Source organism: Microbaculum marinum, from assembly GCF_037855135.1.
In the GTDB taxonomy this organism is placed as follows: Bacteria; Pseudomonadota; Alphaproteobacteria; order Rhizobiales; family Tepidamorphaceae; genus Microbaculum; species Microbaculum marinum.
The window spans coordinates 67,331-85,777 of record NZ_JAZHOF010000015.1; the positions used below are offsets into that span (position 1 = coordinate 67,331).

Consider the following 18,447-nt stretch of genomic DNA (forward strand, 5'->3'; position numbering starts at 1 on the left):
GGAATGTCTGACACGTGCTCTAGGCGGATTTGCGTTCACAGTCACGCACGATGACCAGGGCGCCGCCGCCAGGGGTCCGGCTCGAAACGAGCTCATGTGCAAATGTCCAATATGTTGAGGCCTCGGTCAATTCACGCTCTACATCTTGTCCTTTGTGGAAAACCCCAACGCAGCCTTTCTGGATCAGCGGTGCCGTCAGATCGAGCAATTTTACAAGTGGGGCCAACGCCCTGGCGGTGACGACATCGGCCGCGCCGGACCAGTCGGTCGCGAACCTTTCGATACGGTCACAGTGAACGGTCGCCGGAACCCCGGTTTCCCGTGCCGCCGACCGGAGGAACGCGCATTTGCGCCCGTTCGATTCGACCAGGTCGACCCGCGATCCCAGATCGCCACAGACCAGGCTGGCAACCACCAATCCCGGGAACCCGGCCCCCGCACCAAGGTCCACCCAGCGTCGCGCCTCCGGCATCAGCGCGACGACCTGGGCCGAATCAGCGATGTGGCGGGTCCACAGGTTTTTCAGGGTGTCCGGGCCGACGAGGTTCTTTGCGCGTGTCCAGCGGCGCAGATGGGCGGCGAAGGCATCGAGACGGGCTTCTGTTTCACGTGAAACAGTAACGAACGACCGCATCAGCGCCAATCCCGCCGCGCGATTGTCGTCGCCGTCCGCCACCTTCGCCACGTCAGGCCGACTTCAGCCGCGGAGCCCCGCGCTTGACGTGAGCAGCCAGTAGGAGCAGGGCCGCGGGAGTCATGCCTTCGATCCGCGACGCCTGACCAATCGAGGCGGGCCGCGCCGACACGAGCTTCTCGCGGATCTCGTTGGCAAGACCGGGCATCGACCGGAAATCGATGTAGTCGGGAATCACAAGACCCTCGTCCCGACGGAAGGCCTCGATGTCGGACTTCTGACGTTCGAGATAGACCGAATACCGCGCTTCGATCTCCAGTTGCCTGGCAATCCTCACCGGCAACGAGCCGAGTTCCGGCCAGATCGCTGCGAGGCGCTCGATCCCGATGTCCGGATAGGCCAGCAGGTCGAGGGCCGATCTGCGCTGCCCGTCGTGATTGAGAACAAGTCCGTGCCTTGATGCCTCCTGCGGCGTCACGGACAGTGCGGACGCGCGCGTCCGCGCAGCTTCCAAGGCGTTCATCTTCCCGGCAAAGGCGTTGCTCCGGGAAAGCCCGACACACCCCATCCCGATGCCCCGGGGTGTCAGGCGCTGATCGGCATTGTCCGCCCGCAGCGTCAGACGATATTCCGCCCGTGAGGTAAACATCCGGTAGGGCTCGCTGACGCCACGCATCACCAGGTCGTCTATCAAGACACCGATGTAGGCCTCCGCCCGGTTCAACACCACGGGCTCCGCATCGCCTGCGGCTCGCGCGGCGTTGATCCCAGCCATGATGCCCTGGGCGGCCGCCTCCTCGTAACCGGTCGTCCCGTTGATCTGCCCGGCCAGATAAAGTCCGGGCAGGCGCTTCGCCTCGAGCGTCGCCTTCAGCTCGCGCGGGTCGACGTAATCATACTCGATCGCATATCCCGGGCGCAGGATCGCCGCCGTCTCCAGCCCGGGAATCGAGGAAATCACGGCCGCCTGGACATCCTCCGGCAAGGACGTCGAGATCCCGTTCGGATAGACCGTGTGATCGTCCAGCCCCTCCGGTTCGAGGAATATCTGGTGACTGTCCCTGTCGGCAAACCGGACGATCTTGTCCTCTATCGACGGGCAGTAGCGGGGCCCGCGGCTATCGATCTTGCCGGAGTACATTGCCGAGCGGTGCAGGTTCGACGTTATGATCCGGTGCGTCTCCCCGGTCGTCCGCGTGATATGGCAATCGACCTGCGGGGTCGTGATCCGCTCGGTCAGGAAGGAGAATGGCACAGGGTCGTCGTCGCCCGGCTGCGCCTGCAGCGCGTCCCAGCGGATGGTGCGCCCATCGAGCCGGGGCGGCGTGCCAGTCTTGAGGCGGCCCAGCCGGAAGCCGAGCGATTCGATCCGCTCGGCAAGCCTGACCGCCGGCCGGTCGCCGGCCCTGCCCGCGGGCCAGCTCTTCTCTCCGAGATGGATCAGGCCGCGCAGGAACGTGCCCGTCGTCACCACCACCGTGGCACAGGAGAAATCCCGTCCGTCCGACGTCGTCACGCCGGCAACGCGACCGCCGCTGGCGATCACGTCGGCAACCTCCCCCTCGACGATATCGAGGCCCGGTATAGCCCGAAGCTCCGCCTGCATCGCCTCGCGGTAGAGCTTGCGGTCAGCCTGGGCGCGCGGGCCCTGCACCGCGGGCCCCTTTCGCCGGTTGAGCAGCCTGAACTGAATTCCGGCCCGGTCCGCCACTCGTCCCATCAGGCCATCGAGCGCGTCGACCTCCCGGACGAGATGACCCTTGCCGACACCGCCAATAGCGGGGTTGCAGGACATCACTCCGATCGTATCGATGCGGTTCGTGACCAGCGCCACCCGCGCACCGACGCGCGCGGCCGCCGCCGCGGCCTCGCACCCGGCATGGCCACCACCAACCACGATGACGTCGTACGCCCCTCTCACGGAGAGCCCGTCCCGATCTCTTCTACAAAACGCATGTCTCCGTGTGCCCCAACGGGGACCGCTTGCCAAGTGCTTTCAGCCTGGTGTTTCACGTGAATCCCTGCAGCGGCCTCGTCGCGCGACCATTGATTCACGTGAAACACCACTCACTTGCCAATGCAGAAATCCCGGAAGATGGCGTCCAGAACATCCTCGACGTCAATCCGGCCCGTGACCCGTCCCAGTGCATTAGCGGCCGCCCTCAGCTCTTCGGCGACCAGATCCGGATCGGAGCGGTAGTCCAGACCGCCAGCGCGCTCCAGCGCCGCTGCTGCGGATTCAAGCTCCCGCCGATGCCGGACGCGCGTGATCACCGGGATCGTTCCAGATCCGACTCGATTCGTCGCCCATTCCGCCAGACCCCGCAAAAGCTCCCCGACGCCGGCACCCGATAGCGCCGACAGGCCGAACCGCACCGCGTCGATCCGGCCTGCAACCCCGTCCACCAGATCGATCTTGGTGGAGACCCACCACGTCTCCGGACCGGTCCGCGGACGTGTCTCGAGCCCGGATGTCTCGGCGGAACTGTCCGCCAGCCAGAGAACCAGGTCCGCATCAGCGACATGCCGCTCGGCCCGGCGCACCCCCTCCATCTCGATCTCATCGCCCGAAGCACGGATCCCGGCCGTATCGACCATCGTCACCGGGACCCCTCCGAGCTCGAGACGGACCTCGATCGCATCCCGCGTGGTTCCCGGCACGTCCGCCACGATTGCGACGTCCCTCCGCGCCAATGCATTGAGAAGGCTCGACTTTCCCGCGTTCGGAGGGCCCGCGATCACGACGGTCAGGCCCGTTCGGATGGATTCGCCCCGCGGCTCCTCCTCCAGGTGCCCGCATATCTCCGCACGAAGATGCGCGACGATCGGCGTTATGTCCGCGCCTACCTCATCTGAAACATCGTCCTCATCGACAAAATCGATACCCGCCTCGCACAGAGCTATCGCGCCGATCAGCCGCCGACGCCAATCCTCGACTATCTCTCCGGAACGACCTTCCAGCTGGCGCAACGCCTGACGACGCTGCAGCACCGTTTCGGCATCGATGAGATCGGCGAGCCCCTCGATCTCCGTCAGATCCAGCTTGCCGTTCCCGAACGCCCGCCGCGCGAACTCACCGGGCTCGGCCGGTCGCAGTCCTTCCATCCCGGCGAGCGTCTCGATCAGTCCCGAGACGACCGACCGCCCGCCATGCACCTGAAACTCGGCCATGTCCTCGCCGGTGAAACTGCCCGGCCCGGGAAGCCACAGGATCAGACCCCTATCGATCTTCTCGCCGTTACGGTCACGAATCGACCGCAAAACGGCATGGCGCTCCTTCGGTATCCCGCCGGTCAGGTCGCGCAGCGCCGCCCCGGCATCCGGCCCGGATATGCGCACGACCGCAACACCCGCCTTTCCGGAACCGCTCGACAGCGCAAAGATCGTATCGGTGCCCGAATTCATGCCGAAACCCTGTTACTGCCATCCATCCGGCTTATGTTGTGACTTTGCATCCGGCACAAACGGAGCCTTATGTCCGAGAACCTGCTCAAGCACGAAACGAGCCCCTACCTCCTCCAGCACGCCGAGAATCCTGTGCACTGGCGGCCCTGGGGACCTGAGGCCCTCGCCGAAGCGCAGAGAGAAAACAAGCCGATTCTCCTGTCGGTCGGCTATGCGGCCTGCCACTGGTGCCACGTCATGGCCCACGAGAGCTTCGAGGATCCCGGCACCGCCCGCTGGATGAACGATCTCTTCGTCAACATCAAGGTCGACCGGGAGGAACGTCCCGATGTCGACCAGCTCTATATGGCCGCACTGCACCAGCTCGGCGAGCAGGGCGGCTGGCCGCTGACGATGTTTCTGGCGCCCGACGGCAGGCCGTTCTGGGGCGGTACCTACTTTCCCAAGGAGGCGCGCTGGGGCAGGCCGGGCTTCGTTTCCGTGCTGAAGGAGGTGTCCCGTCTCTTCCACGAGGAACCAAGCAAGATCGACCAGAACCGCGAGGCCCTGACCCAGCGCCTCTCGGCGGCGGGCGCAGACCCCGCCCGGCTTTCGCCCGACATCGTGCCGGCAATATCCGACAAGCTCATCGGCCTGATCGACCCGGTCAACGGCGGGCTGAAGGGCGCGCCGAAATTCCCGCAAACACCGATGCTGGACCTCATCTGGCGTGCCGGGCTGATGTCAGGACTGCCTCAATACGCTGCCGTCGTTGTGCTGTCACTGCGCCAGATCGCAAGGGGCGGCATCTACGATCATCTCGGCGGCGGCTTCGCCCGCTATTCGGTCGACGATCGGTGGCTGGTGCCGCACTTCGAAAAGATGCTCTACGACAACGCCCAGCTCATCGACCTCATGACATCGGCCTGGCTGCACTCCGGCGACGATCTGTTCCGCATCCGAATCGAGGAGACGGTGGCGTGGCTGGAACGGGAGATGATCGCCGAGGGCGGCGCATTTGCCGCAAGTCTCGATGCCGATTCCGAGGGTGAGGAAGGCAAGTTCTACGTCTGGGACAAGGCGGAGGTCGACCGGCTGCTGGGATCGGAGGCGAACCTCTTTTGCGACGCTTACGACATCACGGCAGAGGGCAACTCCGAGGGCAAATCGATCCCCAATCGCCTGTCCGACCCGTTTCCGCGCGACGCGGACGAGGAACGGCGCCTCTCGGCGAGCCGGGCGGTCCTGTTCGCCGCCCGAGAACCGCGCATCCGCCCCGGCCGAGACGACAAGGTGCTCGCCGACTGGAACGGTCTGACGATCGCGGCGCTGGCGCGGGCGTCGGTCGTGTTCGACCGGCCCGAATGGCGCGCCCTCGCCGAGCGGGCCTATCGTTTCATCTGCGAATCGATGGCACCGGACGGGCGCCTCGCCCATGCCTGCCGTGCAGGCAAGCTGACCTGGCCGGGCTTTTCATCGGACTACGCGGCAATGATGCAGGCCGCGCTCGCGCTGCACGACGCGACGGGCAATCCGGAGCGTCTCAGGGACGCGATCGGTTTCGCGGACCTGCTCGAGGCCTGGCACATCGGCGAGGACGGCTCCTACCGCCTCGCCGCCTCCGATGCCGCCGACGTGGTGATCCGGATGCGCTCGGGCACGGACGAGGCAACGGCGAACCCGAACGGGGTGGCCGCCGCGGCGCTGGTGCGACTTTCCCATCTGACCGGCGAGAGCCGCTTCATGGAACGTGCCGACCGGATCATCGCGGCACTGGGAGCCGACATCGCGCAGAACCCACTCGGCCATGCCAGCCTCCTTTCGGCGCTGGCGCTGCGCACGACCGGCCTGCAGGTGGTGATCGTCGGGGACCCCGAAGATCCGGAAACCGCCCGCCTGCGGGCCACGGCACGCTCCGTTCCGGACCCGAATCTGTCCCTGATCGAAATTGCGCCCGGGCAAGACCTGCCGCCGGGCCATCCCGCTACCGGCAAGACGGCAAACCAGGGCCGGCCTGCCGCCTTCGTGTGCCGCGGCGAGACCTGCTCGCTGCCGGTCACCGAGCCGGCCGAACTCGCCGCCCTCATACAGTCCGGCGGCGCGCCGGCATCGGCGTAGCGAACAGCACCGTTCTCAATGCAAAGGGCCTGCCGCAAACCTGGTTCGCGGCAGGCCCGATGTGCAAACGGACGGCCCCGAATCGGGCCGCGCGGTCACGTGTTCATCGAATCGAAGAATTCCGAATTGCTCTTCGTCTGCCGCAGCTTGTCGAGCAGGAATTCGACCGCGTCGACGGTTCCCATCGGATTGAGGATGCGGCGCAGGACGTACATCTTCTTGAGCTCGTTCGGCGGAACCAGAAGCTCCTCCTTGCGGGTGCCAGAGCGGGTGATGTCCATCGACGGGAAGACGCGCTTGTCGGAGACCTTGCGGTCGAGAATGATTTCCGAGTTGCCGGTGCCCTTGAACTCTTCGAAGATCACTTCGTCCATGCGGCTGCCGGTGTCGATCAGCGCCGTGGCGATGATGGTCAGCGATCCGCCTTCCTCGATGTTGCGGGCGGCGCCGAAGAAGCGCTTCGGCCGCTGCAGGGCGTTGGCGTCGACGCCGCCGGTCAGCACCTTGCCCGAGGACGGAACGACCGTGTTGTAGGCGCGACCGAGGCGGGTGATCGAATCGAGCAGGATGACCACGTCGCGGCCATGCTCGACCAGCCGCTTGGCCTTCTCGATCACCATCTCGGCGACCTGGACGTGGCGGGCGGCGGGCTCGTCGAAGGTCGAGGAAATCACCTCGCCGTTCACCGACCGCTGCATGTCGGTGACTTCTTCCGGGCGCTCGTCGATCAGGAGAACGATCAGGTAGCACTCGGGATGGTTGGTGGTGATCGAGTGGGCGATGTTCTGCAGCAGCACCGTCTTGCCGGTGCGTGGCGGCGCGACGATCAGGCCGCGCTGGCCCTTGCCGAGCGGCGCGACCAGGTCGATCACCCGGGCCGACTTGTCCTTGCCGGTCGGATCCTCGAGCTCCATCTTGAAGCGCTCGTCGGGATAGAGCGGCGTCAGGTTGTCGAAGTTGATCTTGTGGCGGGCCTTGTCGGGGTCCTCGAAGTTGATCGTGTTGACCTTGAGCAGCGCGAAATACCGCTCGCCCTCCTTCGGGCTGCGGATCATGCCCTCGACGGTGTCGCCGGTCCTCAGGCTGAACCGGCGGATCTGGCTCGGGCTGACATAGATGTCGTCCGGTCCCGGCAGGTAGTTCGCATCCGGCGAGCGAAGGAACCCGAAGCCGTCCGGCAAGACCTCGACGACACCCTGGCCGACGATCTCAACGTCCTGCGCGGCCAGTTGCTTGAGGATCGCAAACATCAGCTCCTGCTTGCGCAGCGTGCTGGCGTTCTCGACCTCGTACTGGTCGGCAAAGGCAAGCAGCTCCGGCGGGGACTTCGCCTTGAGTTCCTGCAACTTCATTTCCCGCATGTGGGAATTACTCCTGGAGTGTCGCCCCGATACTGCGGAGCACCATATTTGAGAGGTTTGGCATTGAGATCGTCGGAACTTTCGTTCCGTCACGAATTCGGTGAAGACGATCTTGCGACCGGGGCCAGACAAACGGCCAACGCCGGCGCACTTTGAGGTGAGTCGATGCCTATATATACCGACCGCGCCCGCCTAACAAGGGATCAACGGGGTCGGCGCGCGGTCTAATTCGACAAGTGCGTCCTGGCCGGGCGAGCGCCCGGGGGGCCTATCCGGCCCCGTCGGCGGAGTCAGTCCGGGTCGCGGTCGACGATCAGGAACGACTCGTCGAGCTTGAGGTCGTATTCCTTGCCGTCGGTGGCGATCACGTCGTCGACCTCGAAAACACCGTCGTCGAATTCGACCTCGCCCCAGGCGGTATAGCCGTTCTCCCGAAGGACCGCCTCGATGCGCGCGGCCTCCTCGGCCGTCGGCGCCCGGTCGGCCCTGGCGGCCGGCGCTGCAAGCAGGGTTGCGCCGATGACCGCGGCCGCAAGGGCACTCCTCGTCACTCTGCTACCAGGCATTTCCTCTCTCCGTTCGTGTCGTCGCAATCGGCACTTTCGGCCGACCGTTCGGGGCGCGCGCCGATGTCGGCAGCACGCCTGCCCGAGATCAACGCCAGCGGCGCGCAGGAGTTCAGAACGGCTTGACGATCACGAGGATGACGATGCCGATCATCAGCAGCGTCGGCACCTCGTTCATGATCCGGAAGAACCGCTGCGTGTGGGTGTTGCGGTCTTCCGCGAAGGCGCGGACATAGCCCACGAACATGCCGTGCACCGCCGACATGGCGATCACCAGCGCCAGCTTCGCGTGCAGCCAGCCGGAACTGAACCAGCCGCCGTCCCAGGCGAGCCACAGGCCCAAAACCCAGGTGGCGGCCATGGCCGGGTTGATGATCGCCCGCAGAAGCCGCCGCTCCATGACCTTGAAGGTCTCCGACTGCGGCGAACCGACCGGCGCGTCGCAGTGGTAGACGAACAGCCGCGGCAGATAGAGCATCCCCGCCATCCAGGCGATGATGGCGATGACATGCAGGGCCTTGAACCAGAGGTAGAGGCCGGACGGGTTCCACGCCACGAGCACCAGGACGAGCGCCACGACGACGGCGAGGCCGACAGCCGCGCGGATGGTCCGTTTCGTGCGGTCGTCCCCGGCTGCCATCACGCCCCCCTGACCAGCCTCAGCATCGCCTCGACGTGCCCGATCGGCGTCTCCGGCAGGATGCCGTGGCCGAGGTTGAAGACGAGCGGCCCGTCCCCGAGTGCCTCAAGTATCCGTTTCACCGCCGAATCGAGTGCCTGGCCCCCGGCGAGCAGCGCCAGCGGATCAAGGTTGCCCTGGACCGGGATCTCCGCCTGCAGGCGGCGGGCCTGGTCGAGCGGGACGGTCCAGTCGAGACCGAGCGCGCTGACCCTGGTCTCGCGCAGATAGCTTTGCGCCCGCGCGCCTACGCTCTTCGGAAAGCCGATGATCAGCGCATCCGGGTGCACGGACCGCACGCTCTCGACGATCCGCCGCGTCGGATCGATCACCCAGCGCCGGAATCCGCTATCGTCGAGCACACCGGCCCAGGTATCGAAAATCTGGACGGCATCGGCACCGGCATCGAGCTGGCCGACGAGATAATCGGCCGATGCCTCGACGAGGACGTCGATCAGCCGGGCGAAGAGATCGGGATCGGCATAGGCCATCACGCGGGCAGGGCGCTGGTCGGGCGTGCCCCGTCCCGCCACCATATAGGTCGCGACCGTCCAGGGCGCCCCGCAGAAGCCGAGCAGCGTCGTCTCCGACGGAAGTGCCGCGCGGACAAGCCGGACGGTCTCCAGGACCGGCGCGAGGTGTTCCGATACCCGGTCGGGACGCAGCGCCGCCAATGAGCTCGCATCGGTGACCGGATCGAGCCTGGGGCCCTCGCCCGCCTCAAACGCCACCTGCTGGCCCAGTGCATCGGGGATCACCAGGATGTCGGAAAACAAGATCGCCGCATCGAAACCGAACCGCCTGATCGGTTGGAGCGTTACCTCACACGCGGCTTCGGGCGCATAGCAAAGATCGAGAAAGGAGGGGTACTTGGCGCGCAGTTCCCGGTACTCGGGGAGATAGCGACCGGCCTGACGCATCATCCAGACGGGAGGCGCACGTCTCGCCTCGCCCGACAGCACGTCCAGGACCGCACGCTCCACGCCGGGCCGTTTTCCCTTCAATAGATTCAAAGAGAGAGGATTCCTTCGATTCCGACTCTTAGTGGTCCAACTACCCGGATCAGCGCGTTTCCACAACGCCGCACCCGAAACGATTTGACAACCATATTCGGCATTCCACCGCATCGATTTTGACGAGCCGCAAAATTCATTCGTTAACAGGCGGTTAACGGATCACTCCGGCAGCATCGAAAAACGGTTAACGGATTGTTAACACAATCCACCGCCCGTCATCGCCGGAGTACTTTCCTGAAGAACCTGTTGATGATTGACGCCGTGAACCGCTAAGTCAGCGGACAGCGAAACCGGCCGGGGCAGTCCGGGCCTCCTTGTCCACAGTTCTCAACAGGTCCATGCCGAACCGCGTTCACAGCTACGTCCACCTGCATCTGGTCTCCGATGCGACGGGCGAGACGCTCATCGCCGTGGCCCGCGCGGCTGCCGCGCAATACGCCTCGGTGCGGGCGATCGAGCACGTCTATCCCCTGGTGCGCTCAACCAAGCAGCTCGACCGGGTCACCACCGAGATCGAGGCGGCGCCGGGAATCGTGCTCTACACGCTGATCGGCGCGGAACTCGCCGAGCGACTGGAGGCGCGCTGCAAGGAATACGGCGCGCCGTGCGTCTCGGTGCTGGCGCCCGTCCTCAACGTCTTCCAGTCGTATCTCGGCACACAGTCGACACCGCGGATCGGCGGCCAGCACGTCCTCAACGCCGACTACTTCCGCCGCATCGACGCCTTGAACTACACGCTGGTGCACGACGACGGGCAGATGGTCGAGGACCTGGAAGAGGCCGACGTGGTGCTGATCGGGATCAGCCGCACCTCGAAGACGCCGACGGGAATCTATCTCGCCAACCGCGGCATCAAGACCGCCAACATTCCGATCGTTCCGGGCATCCCGTTGCCACCGCAGCTGGAATCGCTCTCGGGACCGCTGGTCGTCGGCCTGGTCGCGAGCCCGGAACGGATCGTCCAGATACGTCAGAACCGGCTCCTGTCGCTGAACGACCGCGACAACACGGCGTATGTCGACCGGCTCGCCGTGGCCGAAGAGATCGCCTTCACCCGCAAGCTCTGCGCCAGGCACGAGTGGCCGACGATCGACGTGACCCGACGCTCGATCGAGGAGACGGCCGCGGCGATCCTGGCGCTGCACAAGGAACACCGCGATGCCTGACCGCCTGAAGATGTCGCTGTCGCTCGGATCGGTGGTGCTGGCCTCGTCCAGCCGGACGCGCCTCGACATGCTGCGCGCCGCCGGGCTGAACGTGGAAGCCGTTCCGTCGGGCCTGAACGAGGCCGCGATGATCGCCGGCATGTCCGGCGGCGGCGACGGCCCGAGTCCCGCCGACGTCGCCACGGTGCTGGCCGAGGCCAAGGCGCAGACGGTGAGCGAGATGCGCGCAGGCTCCATCGTCATCGGCGCGGACCAGACCCTCGAGCTGGACGGCGAGCTGTTCACCAAGCCGGATTCGGTCGAGCAGGCCCGACGCAACCTCTTGAAGCTGCGGGGCAAATCGCATTTTCTCCATTCCGCGGTGACGCTGGTGCGCGACGGCGAGACGCTGTGGTCGCTGACAGACAGCGCGATGATGACGATGCGGGACTTCACGCCGGAATTCGTCGGCCACTACTCCGCCGCCGAGGGCGAGACCATGCTGGACAGCGTCGGCTGCTACCGGCTGGAGGGCCCGGGCGTGCAGCTGTTCGACAAGATCGACGGTGACTGGTTCACCATCCTCGGCCTGCCGCTGCTGCCGCTCCTGGCGCGCCTGCGCGAACTGGGCGTGCTGGAGACATGAGCGTCGCGCCGGCCGACGAACCGCGCCTGGCCTGCGTCATCGGCTGGCCAGCAAAGCACTCCCGCTCGCCGCTGATCCACCGGCACTGGCTGAAACAGTACGGCATCGCCGGGGACTACCGGATCGAGGAGGTCGCACCGGAGGATTTCGAGACGTTCCTGACCGGCCTGACCGACAATGGCTATGTCGGCTGCAACGTGACGGTGCCGCACAAGCTCGCCGCCTACCGGCTCGTCGCCCGCCGCGACGACACCGCCGAGGCGCTCGGCGCGGTGAATACGGTCTGGTACGAGAATGGCGAACTCAACGGCGCCAATACGGACGTGCACGGGTTTCTCGCCAGCCTCGACGCCGGTGCGCCCGGCTGGGATGCGGACCTGGCGCGGGCCGTCGTGCTTGGCGCCGGCGGCGCGGCGCGCGGTATCGTGCACGGCCTCATCAGCCGCGGCGTGACCCGGATCGACGTTGTCAACCGCACCGCCGGGCGGACAGCCGCCCTGGTCGACGATTTCGGGCCCGCCGTGGCCGGGCATGGCTGGGCCGGGCTGCAGGGCGTCCTCGAAGGGGCCCGGCTCCTGGTCAACACGACGTCGCTCGGCATGGCCGGCGCGCCGCCGCTCGACGTCGATCTAGCCCCGCTCGCCGCCGACGCCGTGGTCACCGACATCGTCTACGTGCCGCTCGAAACCGGGCTGATCGCGTCGGCCCGGAAGCGCAGCCTCGCCACCGTCGACGGCCTCGGCATGCTGCTGCACCAGGCGGTGCCGGGCTTCGAAAGGTGGTTCGGCGTGCGCCCGCAGGTGACCGACGAACTGCGGGCGATCCTGGTCGCCGACATCGAGGGGCGCCGATGTTCCTGATCGGCCTGACCGGCTCCATCGGCATGGGAAAGTCCGCAACCGCCAGGATGTTCGCCGCCCGCGGCGCCGCCGTGCACGACGCCGACGCCGAGGTGCACCGGCTCTACGAGGGCGACGCGGTGGCGCCGATCGGGGCGGCGTTCCCCGGCGCGGTCGTCGACGGCCGCGTCGACCGGGTCGAACTGTCGAAGCTGGTATTGGGCGACGATGCGGCGATGAAGCGGCTGGAGCGGATCGTCCATCCGCTGGTGCGCGCCGCCGACCGCGCCTTTCTCGAGCGCGCCCGCGCCGAGGGCCGCCGCTTCGCCGTCGCCGAGGTGCCGCTTCTGTTCGAGACCGGCGGCGACCGGCGCGCCGACGCCGTGGTGCTGGTGTCGGCGGATCCGGACATCCAGCGCGAGCGCGTCCTGGCACGGCCGGGCATGAGCGAAGACAAGTTCGCGGCGATCCTGGCCCGGCAGATGCCGGATGCCGAGAAGCGCCGCCGCGCCCACTTCATCGTCGACAGCGGCAACGGCTTCCCGGCGGCGGAAAAACAGGTGGACGACATCCTTCGCGCCCTTGCCGGCTGCACCGGCACGGCCTATGCACGGAGGCAGCGGCAACACGCGGCGGGCCGCCAGATGTAGGGGGTCGGACCACCGGAACACCGGTTCGGTCCGACATATGGTCCTGACTGGAGGGCCCTGAACGGGGGATCGGCGGACAGATGCGCGAGATCGTGCTCGACACCGAGACCACCGGCCTCGACCCGGCGACCGGCGACCGGATCGTCGAGATCGGCGGCGTCGAGCTCCTCAACCACATCCCGACCGGCCGCAGCCTGCACCTCTACATCAATCCCGAGCGCGACATGCCGCTGGAAGCGTTCAACGTGCACGGGTTGTCGTCGGAGTTCCTGGCAGACAAGCCGGTTTTCGCCGACATTGCCGACGAGTTCATCGAGTTCGTCGAGGGGGCGCGGCTGGTGATCCACAACGCCTCTTTCGACATGGCGTTCCTCAACGCCGAGCTTTCCCGTCTCGGCAAGCCGAAGATCCCCTACGACCGGGCGCTCGACACGCTGTTCCTGGCGCGCCGCCGCAATCCCGGCGGGCCCAACAGCCTGGACGCCCTGTGCGCCCGCTACGGCATCGACAACTCGCGCCGCGAGAAGCACGGCGCCCTGCTCGACGCCGAACTGCTCGCCGAGGTCTATATCGAGCTGATCGGCGGCCGCCAGGCGATGCTGACTCTGGTGGAAACCGACACGCGGACAGGTGCCGGCAGCACCGTGCGCATCACCGTGCGCCCGACCCCGCTGGCGCCGCTGATCACGGTCGAGGAACGCACCGCCTGGACGGCCTTCGTAGCGACGATCGGTCCGTCGGCGATCTGGCGGAAGTACCGGGAGCTTCCCGAGGAGTAGGGCGTCGGGGCTTTCGGATTCGGCGCTACGCCGTCTGGGTCGGCTGCTGCTGCTGCGCCATGCGCTGCTGGTAGAGCGAGGCGAAGTCGATCAGGCCGAGCATCACCGGCGGGAATCCGCCGCCGGCGATCGTCTCGGCGACGATCTGGCGGGCGAACGGGAACAGCAGCCGCGGGCACTCGATCATCACGAAGGGCTGCAGGTGCTCCTGCGGGATGTTGCGCAGCCGGAACAGGCCGGCATAGACCAGCTCGAGGTTGAAGATGACCTCGTCGCCCTGGCCGGCGCGGGCTTCCAGCCGGAGCTCGACCTCGAGGTCGTTGTCGCTGGCCGGCTGGGCGTTGACCTGGATGTTGAAGTTGATCGGCGGCGCCGACTTCTGGCCGGTCAGGGAGCCCGGCGCCTTCGGGCTCTCGAACGACAGGTCCTTGGTGTACTGGGCGACGATCTCGACGCTGGGGCCCGGCGCGGCGCCGGTGCGGGGCCCGGCGGCCGGTCCGCCTCCCTGGGATCCGCCCTGAGATCCACCCTGGGTTCCACCTGTGCCGGCGCCCTGGGCACCGTTCGGCGTGCCGCCGCCGTTCGTCGTGTCGCTGGTCATCGAAATTCTCCGAGGAAACCGCCGTCCGCCCGTCGCCGCTTCCGGCGCATCCGCTGCCGGCCACCGGACCGACCGTCCGGCTGACAGGCGGAAAGCTGAACAAGTCGGGCGCTGGCTAGCATGTCGCCCGGCACCCTGCAACCGTTGCCGCGCCGTTGCCCCTCCGAGGTGCGCCGCAGAGCCGCAGGGTCACGACGGACGCCAGGGGGAGGATCCGCCGTTGCGGCGGTCGGAAAGGCTGCGCCGCGCCTCCTCGTCGTCGCTCTCGGCGTCGGGATCGATCTCGACGGCCTCGCCCTCGATGACGTCGTCGCGACCACGATAGTCGCCTCCCCTGTAGTTGCCTCCCCCGTAGCCCCGCCCCGGACCGCCGGCGCCGCGCGAGGCCATGTCGACCACGGTCACGCGGGCGGCGAGCCAGGCGCCGACCCACTTGATCAAGGAGCGGCGCACCGGTGGGACCAGCAGGGCAAAGCCGATCGCGTCGGTCAGGAAGCCGGGCGTCAGCAGCAGGACGCCGGCGACGAGTATCGCCAGCCCCTCGGTCAGGGCGCCTGCCGGAATCCGGTTCGATTCCATGTCGCGGCGCGCCCGCATCGCCGTCTCGATGCCCTGGTGGCGCACCAGCGCCGCGCCGGCGACCGCGGTGAGGATCACGATCGCGATGGTTGCGAGCACGCCGATCTCTCCGCCGACGAGGACGAACAGCGCGATTTCGGCGACGGGAACACCGACGAACAGCGCAAAAAGGATCAAACCCATTGAATCTCAACTCCATTCGGTCAATTTCGACCGATATCCCGCGAGCTACTGGACCGCGGCATATCAATCCTTACATAGTAAGCGTTCGACGATTTCGCCTTATTCCTTGGCGCACCGGGTGATTCCCGGTAAACGGGGCACGATGAACGGCTTCTTCGATTTCTACACGATCCTGTTTCTGGTGCTCGCGGTGGTGATCTTCCTGCGGCTGCGCAGCGTTCTGGGCCGGCGCACCGGCAGCGAGCGGCCGCCCTTCGATCCCTATTCGGCGCCGAAGGGCAGTGGCGGCCCGGCGACCGACAAGGTCATCAGCCTGCCGCAGCGCGATGGCGCCGGCGCCCGCGCCGAGGCGGCCGCCAACGACGACTTCGGCGATATCGCGCCGGAAGGCTCGGAGCTGGCGACGGGCCTGTCGGCCCTGCGCGCCGCCGATCCGAGCTTCAACCCCGCCCGGTTCCTCGAGGGCGCCAAGGCCGCCTACGAAATGATCGTCACCGCCTTCGCCGAGGGCGACCGCAAGACGCTGAAGAACCTTCTCAGCCGCGAGGTCTACGACGGTTTCGTCGGCGCCATCGCCGACCGGGAGAGCCGCGGCGAGACCGTGATGTCGAAATTCGTCTCCATCGACACCGCCGAGATCACCGAAGCCGGGCTGCGCGGCCGGTCCGCCCACGTCACCGTGCGCTTCGTCTCGCAGCTCGTCTCCGCGACCAGCAACAAGGACGGCAACATCGTCCAGGGCGATCCGAACGCGGTGAGCGAGGTGACCGATATCTGGACCTTTGCGCGGGACACCGGATCGCGCGATCCGAACTGGAAACTCGTTGCCACCGAGTCCGCAGAATAATCCCGGCATCCGTCCGGAAAACGGTGCAGGCAGCAACCCGGCGAAGAGACTGGTTTCCCGGTTCACCGAACGTCCCCACTGGCGGCGCGAACTCGGCATCGGCGCCGCCGCGGTCGTGCTCGCCGCCGGCGTGGCGCTGTTTCTCGTCGCACCGCGTCAGGACAGGCTGGTCTCCGACCATCCGATCAGCAAGGCCGGCCACCGGCTCGTCGGCGTCGGCTTTTCGGATATTCCCGGCTTCCTCGAGGACGATCACGCCGCGGCGTTGCGGACCTTCCTGCGCTCCTGCGCGCAGGGCGACAATGACGGCGGGCTGGCCAATGCCTGCCTGAAGGCGCTGGCGATTTCCGATCCGTCCGATCCGGACACGGCCGAGGCCTTCTTCACCGCCAACTTCCGGCCCTACCGGATCGAGCCGGAGGCCGGCGAGGGGCTGGTCACCGCCTACTACGAGCCGGTCGTGCCCGGCTCGCGGGTGCGCACGGAGGCCTTCACCGAGCCGCTCTATGCGCTGCCGCCCGATTTCGTGCGGATCACCGACGACAACCGGCCGGAGGGCTGGGACGAGGAGCTGAGCTGGGGCCGCATGAGCGAGGCCGGCCTGGTGCCGGCGCCGACCCGCGCCGAGATCGACGCCGGCGCGCTCGAGGGCCGGGCGGAGCCGATCGTCTACGTCGCCGACCTGATCGAGGCCTTCTACATCCACATTCAGGGTTCGACCCGGATCGCCCTGCCCGACGGGACGATGATGCGGGTCGGCTTCGCCGGCAAGAACGGACATCCCTACTCGTCGGTCGGCAAGGTGATGCAGGCCCGCGGCATCGTTCCATCGGGCGGCTTCTCGATGGACGGCATGCGCGCCCATTTCCGCGAGGATCTGGATCAGGCGCGCAGCCTCATCCACGAAAACGAATCCTACATCTTCTTCCGGGAGATCCGCGACCTTGCCCCCGAACTCGGCCCGATCGGCGGAGAGGGCGTGCCGCTGACCGCCGGACGGTCGATCGCCGTCGACACGGCGTTCCACGCCTACGGCACGCCGGTCTACATCGATTCGTCGCCGCAGATCGGCCCGAAGGCCGGCGGCCTGCGCACGGCCGCGCCGTTCCGCCGGCTGATGATCGCCCAGGACACCGGGTCGGCGATCCGCGGCCCGGCCCGCGCCGACCTGTTCTGGGGCACCGGCCCGGAGGCGGGATCGATGGCCGGCGGCATCAAGGCGGACGGCACCTTCTACGTGCTGCTGCCGAAATCCTGAGCCGGCCGAGTGGCTCCGCCCCGTCGCCCCCGCCCCGGATCCCGGGTGCCGATCGTGCCAGACGGGGAACTGTGGCGCAAAGTGACGGAGACGGTGGCGCCGCTGAAGTCGCGCCGCAAGGCCCACCGTACGCCGGAAACGCCGGAAGTCTCGCCGGATCAGGCGCAGGGCGGGGAATTGGCGGCCGGCGATGCGCGACCTGCCGCCGGGCAGACGGCAAAGGCGAAAGCCTCCGGAAAGGCCGCCGCGGCAGCGAAGGCGCGGAGGTCCGGGGCACACCCGCCACCACCACCCCTGAATCCGCTCGACCGGCGGCTGACGCGGCGGATCGGCCGCGGCTCCCGCGCCGTCGACGCAGTCATCGACCTGCACGGCCTAACCCAGCGCGAGGCGCATGACCGGCTGCTGTCCTTCCTGCAGGGCGCCCGCGACCGCGGCCACCGCGTGGTGCTGGTCGTCACCGGCAAGGGCCGCCCCGCCGCCGAAGGCGACCTGCTGGAGACCGACTGGTGGCAGGAGGGCACGCGCGGGGTGCTGCGCCGGGCGGTTCCCGAGTGGCTGGCGACGGCGCCGTTCCGGCTGCTGGTGGTGGGCTACGAACAGGCCCACAGCCGCAGGGGCGGCGAGGGCGCGATCTACGTGCAGATCCGCCGCAAACCCCGCCAGGGGCCCGGTAAGGGAACTGGCAAATGACCCCGTTCGGCGCGCGGCTGCGCGCCATGCGACAGGCGCGCGGCGTGACGCTGTCGACGATGGCGGCCGACCTCGGCGTCTCGTCTGCCTATCTCTCCGCCCTCGAGCACGGCCGGCGCGGCCGCCCGCCCTGGCACCTGGTGCAGGGGGTGATCGCCTATTTCAACGTGATCTGGGACGAGGCCGAGGAACTCGCCAGGCTCGCCGAACTCTCGCATCCTCGCGTCACCGTCGACACCGCCGGCCTGGCCCCGGAGGCGACCGAACTCGCCAACCTGCTGGCGCGCGACATCGCCAGGCTCACCCGCGAGGATGCCGCCGACCTTGTCCAGCGCCTGAAACGGGCGACCGGCAGCGAGTAGCCTCGGCTGCGCCGGGGTCGCTAGGGTTGCCGTGCTGACGTACTGCTGCACCTGAGGCGGAAGCGTCGCGGCGGCCGCCGTGCGGCCGATGCGGTGGCTGCGCCGGG

The 18,447-nt window shown here is 67.4% G+C and carries 19 protein-coding genes; 10 read left to right on the top strand and 9 right to left on the bottom strand.

Going from position 1 to position 18,447, the window contains the following annotated elements; all coding sequences use genetic code 11:
- Positions 1–19: 19 nt before the first annotated feature.
- The 3 genes from rsmG to mnmE form a co-directional block, all read right to left on the bottom strand.
- Complete coding sequence (gene rsmG, locus V3328_RS25980) at positions 20–634, bottom strand: 16S rRNA (guanine(527)-N(7))-methyltransferase RsmG (protein WP_340332688.1); 615 nt, start codon at positions 632–634, stop codon at positions 20–22.
- 52 nt (positions 635–686) lie between these two features.
- The gene (gene mnmG, locus V3328_RS25985; protein ID WP_340332649.1) at positions 687–2,555 is read right to left on the bottom strand and encodes a tRNA uridine-5-carboxymethylaminomethyl(34) synthesis enzyme MnmG; all 1,869 of its coding nucleotides are present in this window, start codon (positions 2,553–2,555) and stop codon (positions 687–689) included.
- Between the two features lie 146 nt (positions 2,556–2,701).
- Positions 2,702–4,039, bottom strand: a complete 1,338-nt coding sequence (gene mnmE / locus V3328_RS25990) for a tRNA uridine-5-carboxymethylaminomethyl(34) synthesis GTPase MnmE (RefSeq protein ID WP_340332650.1) — start codon at positions 4,037–4,039, stop codon at positions 2,702–2,704.
- A 69-nt stretch (positions 4,040–4,108) separates the two neighbouring features.
- Between mnmE and V3328_RS25995 the strand changes: the two genes are divergently transcribed.
- On the top strand, positions 4,109–6,136 hold the full coding sequence (locus V3328_RS25995; protein ID WP_340332651.1) for a thioredoxin domain-containing protein: 2,028 nt from the start codon (positions 4,109–4,111) through the stop codon (positions 6,134–6,136).
- A gap of 95 nt (positions 6,137–6,231) precedes the next feature.
- On the opposite strand, the gene rho is transcribed toward V3328_RS25995, so the two are convergent.
- From rho to hemE, 4 genes are all read right to left on the bottom strand, one after another.
- Entirely contained in the window at positions 6,232–7,497 is a 1,266-nt protein-coding gene (gene rho / locus V3328_RS26000; RefSeq protein ID WP_340332652.1) for a transcription termination factor Rho, read from the bottom strand.
- Between the two features lie 290 nt (positions 7,498–7,787).
- Positions 7,788–8,063, bottom strand: a complete 276-nt coding sequence (locus tag V3328_RS26005; RefSeq protein ID WP_340332653.1) for a PepSY domain-containing protein — start codon at positions 8,061–8,063, stop codon at positions 7,788–7,790.
- Between the two features lie 112 nt (positions 8,064–8,175).
- Entirely contained in the window at positions 8,176–8,703 is a 528-nt protein-coding gene (hemJ, locus tag V3328_RS26010) for a protoporphyrinogen oxidase HemJ (RefSeq protein ID WP_340332654.1), read from the bottom strand.
- Entirely contained in the window at positions 8,703–9,725 is a 1,023-nt protein-coding gene (gene hemE / locus V3328_RS26015) for a uroporphyrinogen decarboxylase (protein ID WP_340332655.1), read from the bottom strand. The genes hemJ and hemE overlap by 1 nt, the downstream gene beginning before the upstream one ends.
- A 371-nt stretch (positions 9,726–10,096) precedes the next feature.
- Between hemE and V3328_RS26020 the strand changes: the two genes are divergently transcribed.
- From V3328_RS26020 to dnaQ, 5 genes are all read left to right on the top strand, one after another.
- Positions 10,097–10,924: a pyruvate, water dikinase regulatory protein gene (locus tag V3328_RS26020; protein WP_340332656.1), complete on the top strand. Its 828-nt coding sequence runs from the start codon at positions 10,097–10,099 to the stop codon at positions 10,922–10,924.
- The gene (locus V3328_RS26025; RefSeq protein ID WP_378758847.1) at positions 10,917–11,549 is read left to right on the top strand and encodes a Maf family protein; all 633 of its coding nucleotides are present in this window, start codon (positions 10,917–10,919) and stop codon (positions 11,547–11,549) included. The genes V3328_RS26020 and V3328_RS26025 overlap by 8 nt, the downstream gene beginning before the upstream one ends.
- Complete coding sequence (locus V3328_RS26030; RefSeq protein WP_340332657.1) at positions 11,546–12,409, top strand: shikimate dehydrogenase; 864 nt, start codon at positions 11,546–11,548, stop codon at positions 12,407–12,409. Before V3328_RS26025 ends, V3328_RS26030 begins: the two co-directional genes overlap by 4 nt.
- Complete coding sequence (coaE, locus tag V3328_RS26035; RefSeq protein WP_340332658.1) at positions 12,400–13,038, top strand: dephospho-CoA kinase; 639 nt, start codon at positions 12,400–12,402, stop codon at positions 13,036–13,038. Before V3328_RS26030 ends, coaE begins: the two co-directional genes overlap by 10 nt.
- Before the next feature lie 80 nt (positions 13,039–13,118).
- Entirely contained in the window at positions 13,119–13,817 is a 699-nt protein-coding gene (gene dnaQ, locus V3328_RS26040) for a DNA polymerase III subunit epsilon (protein ID WP_340332659.1), read from the top strand.
- A gap of 25 nt (positions 13,818–13,842) precedes the next feature.
- On the opposite strand, the gene secB is transcribed toward dnaQ, so the two are convergent.
- Both secB and V3328_RS26050 read right to left on the bottom strand, forming a co-directional pair.
- On the bottom strand, positions 13,843–14,418 hold the full coding sequence (gene secB, locus V3328_RS26045) for a protein-export chaperone SecB (RefSeq protein WP_340332660.1): 576 nt from the start codon (positions 14,416–14,418) through the stop codon (positions 13,843–13,845).
- A 189-nt stretch (positions 14,419–14,607) separates the two neighbouring features.
- Positions 14,608–15,180, bottom strand: coding sequence for an FxsA family protein (locus tag V3328_RS26050; RefSeq protein ID WP_340332661.1), 573 nt, complete (start codon positions 15,178–15,180; stop codon positions 14,608–14,610).
- Positions 15,181–15,322: 142 nt separating this feature from the next.
- On the opposite strand from V3328_RS26050, the gene V3328_RS26055 reads away from it, so the two are divergent.
- From V3328_RS26055 to V3328_RS26070, 4 genes are read left to right on the top strand one after another with little or no spacing between them, the layout of a single operon-like run.
- Positions 15,323–16,027 carry a Tim44/TimA family putative adaptor protein gene (locus tag V3328_RS26055; RefSeq protein ID WP_340332662.1) on the top strand — a complete coding sequence of 235 codons (705 nt, stop codon included), beginning with the start codon at positions 15,323–15,325 and terminating at the stop codon, positions 16,025–16,027.
- Entirely contained in the window at positions 16,005–17,285 is a 1,281-nt protein-coding gene (mltA, locus tag V3328_RS26060) for a murein transglycosylase A (protein ID WP_340332663.1), read from the top strand. The genes V3328_RS26055 and mltA overlap by 23 nt, the downstream gene beginning before the upstream one ends.
- Positions 17,286–17,330: 45 nt before the next feature.
- A complete protein-coding gene (locus tag V3328_RS26065; RefSeq protein WP_340332664.1) occupies positions 17,331–17,978 on the top strand; it encodes a Smr/MutS family protein in 648 nt (215 codons plus the stop codon).
- Positions 17,975–18,340 (top strand): helix-turn-helix domain-containing protein, encoded by a 366-nt coding sequence (locus tag V3328_RS26070; protein WP_340332665.1) that lies wholly within the window; start codon positions 17,975–17,977, stop codon positions 18,338–18,340. Before V3328_RS26065 ends, V3328_RS26070 begins: the two co-directional genes overlap by 4 nt.
- The last annotated feature ends 107 nt before the right edge of the window (positions 18,341–18,447 follow it).

What these genes read in the sequence shown, in the direction of transcription:
- rsmG (WP_340332688.1), bottom strand. Translation starts at nt 634, where the DNA reads ATGCGGTCGTTCGTTACTGTTTCACGTGAAACAGAAGCCCGTCTCGAT.
- mnmE (WP_340332650.1), bottom strand. Translation starts at nt 4,039, where the DNA reads ATGAATTCGGGCACCGATACGATCTTTGCGCTGTCGAGCGGTTCCGGA.
- V3328_RS25995 (WP_340332651.1), top strand. Translation starts at nt 4,109, where the DNA reads ATGTCCGAGAACCTGCTCAAGCACGAAACGAGCCCCTACCTCCTCCAG.
- rho (WP_340332652.1), bottom strand. Translation starts at nt 7,497, where the DNA reads ATGCGGGAAATGAAGTTGCAGGAACTCAAGGCGAAGTCCCCGCCGGAG.
- V3328_RS26005 (WP_340332653.1), bottom strand. Translation starts at nt 8,063, where the DNA reads ATGCCTGGTAGCAGAGTGACGAGGAGTGCCCTTGCGGCCGCGGTCATC.
- hemJ (WP_340332654.1), bottom strand. Translation starts at nt 8,703, where the DNA reads ATGGCAGCCGGGGACGACCGCACGAAACGGACCATCCGCGCGGCTGTC.
- V3328_RS26020 (WP_340332656.1), top strand. Translation starts at nt 10,097, where the DNA reads ATGCCGAACCGCGTTCACAGCTACGTCCACCTGCATCTGGTCTCCGAT.
- V3328_RS26025 (WP_378758847.1), top strand. Translation starts at nt 10,917, where the DNA reads ATGCCTGACCGCCTGAAGATGTCGCTGTCGCTCGGATCGGTGGTGCTG.
- V3328_RS26030 (WP_340332657.1), top strand. Translation starts at nt 11,546, where the DNA reads ATGAGCGTCGCGCCGGCCGACGAACCGCGCCTGGCCTGCGTCATCGGC.
- coaE (WP_340332658.1), top strand. Translation starts at nt 12,400, where the DNA reads ATGTTCCTGATCGGCCTGACCGGCTCCATCGGCATGGGAAAGTCCGCA.
- dnaQ (WP_340332659.1), top strand. Translation starts at nt 13,119, where the DNA reads ATGCGCGAGATCGTGCTCGACACCGAGACCACCGGCCTCGACCCGGCG.
- secB (WP_340332660.1), bottom strand. Translation starts at nt 14,418, where the DNA reads ATGACCAGCGACACGACGAACGGCGGCGGCACGCCGAACGGTGCCCAG.
- V3328_RS26050 (WP_340332661.1), bottom strand. Translation starts at nt 15,180, where the DNA reads ATGGGTTTGATCCTTTTTGCGCTGTTCGTCGGTGTTCCCGTCGCCGAA.
- V3328_RS26055 (WP_340332662.1), top strand. Translation starts at nt 15,323, where the DNA reads ATGAACGGCTTCTTCGATTTCTACACGATCCTGTTTCTGGTGCTCGCG.
- V3328_RS26070 (WP_340332665.1), top strand. Translation starts at nt 17,975, where the DNA reads ATGACCCCGTTCGGCGCGCGGCTGCGCGCCATGCGACAGGCGCGCGGC.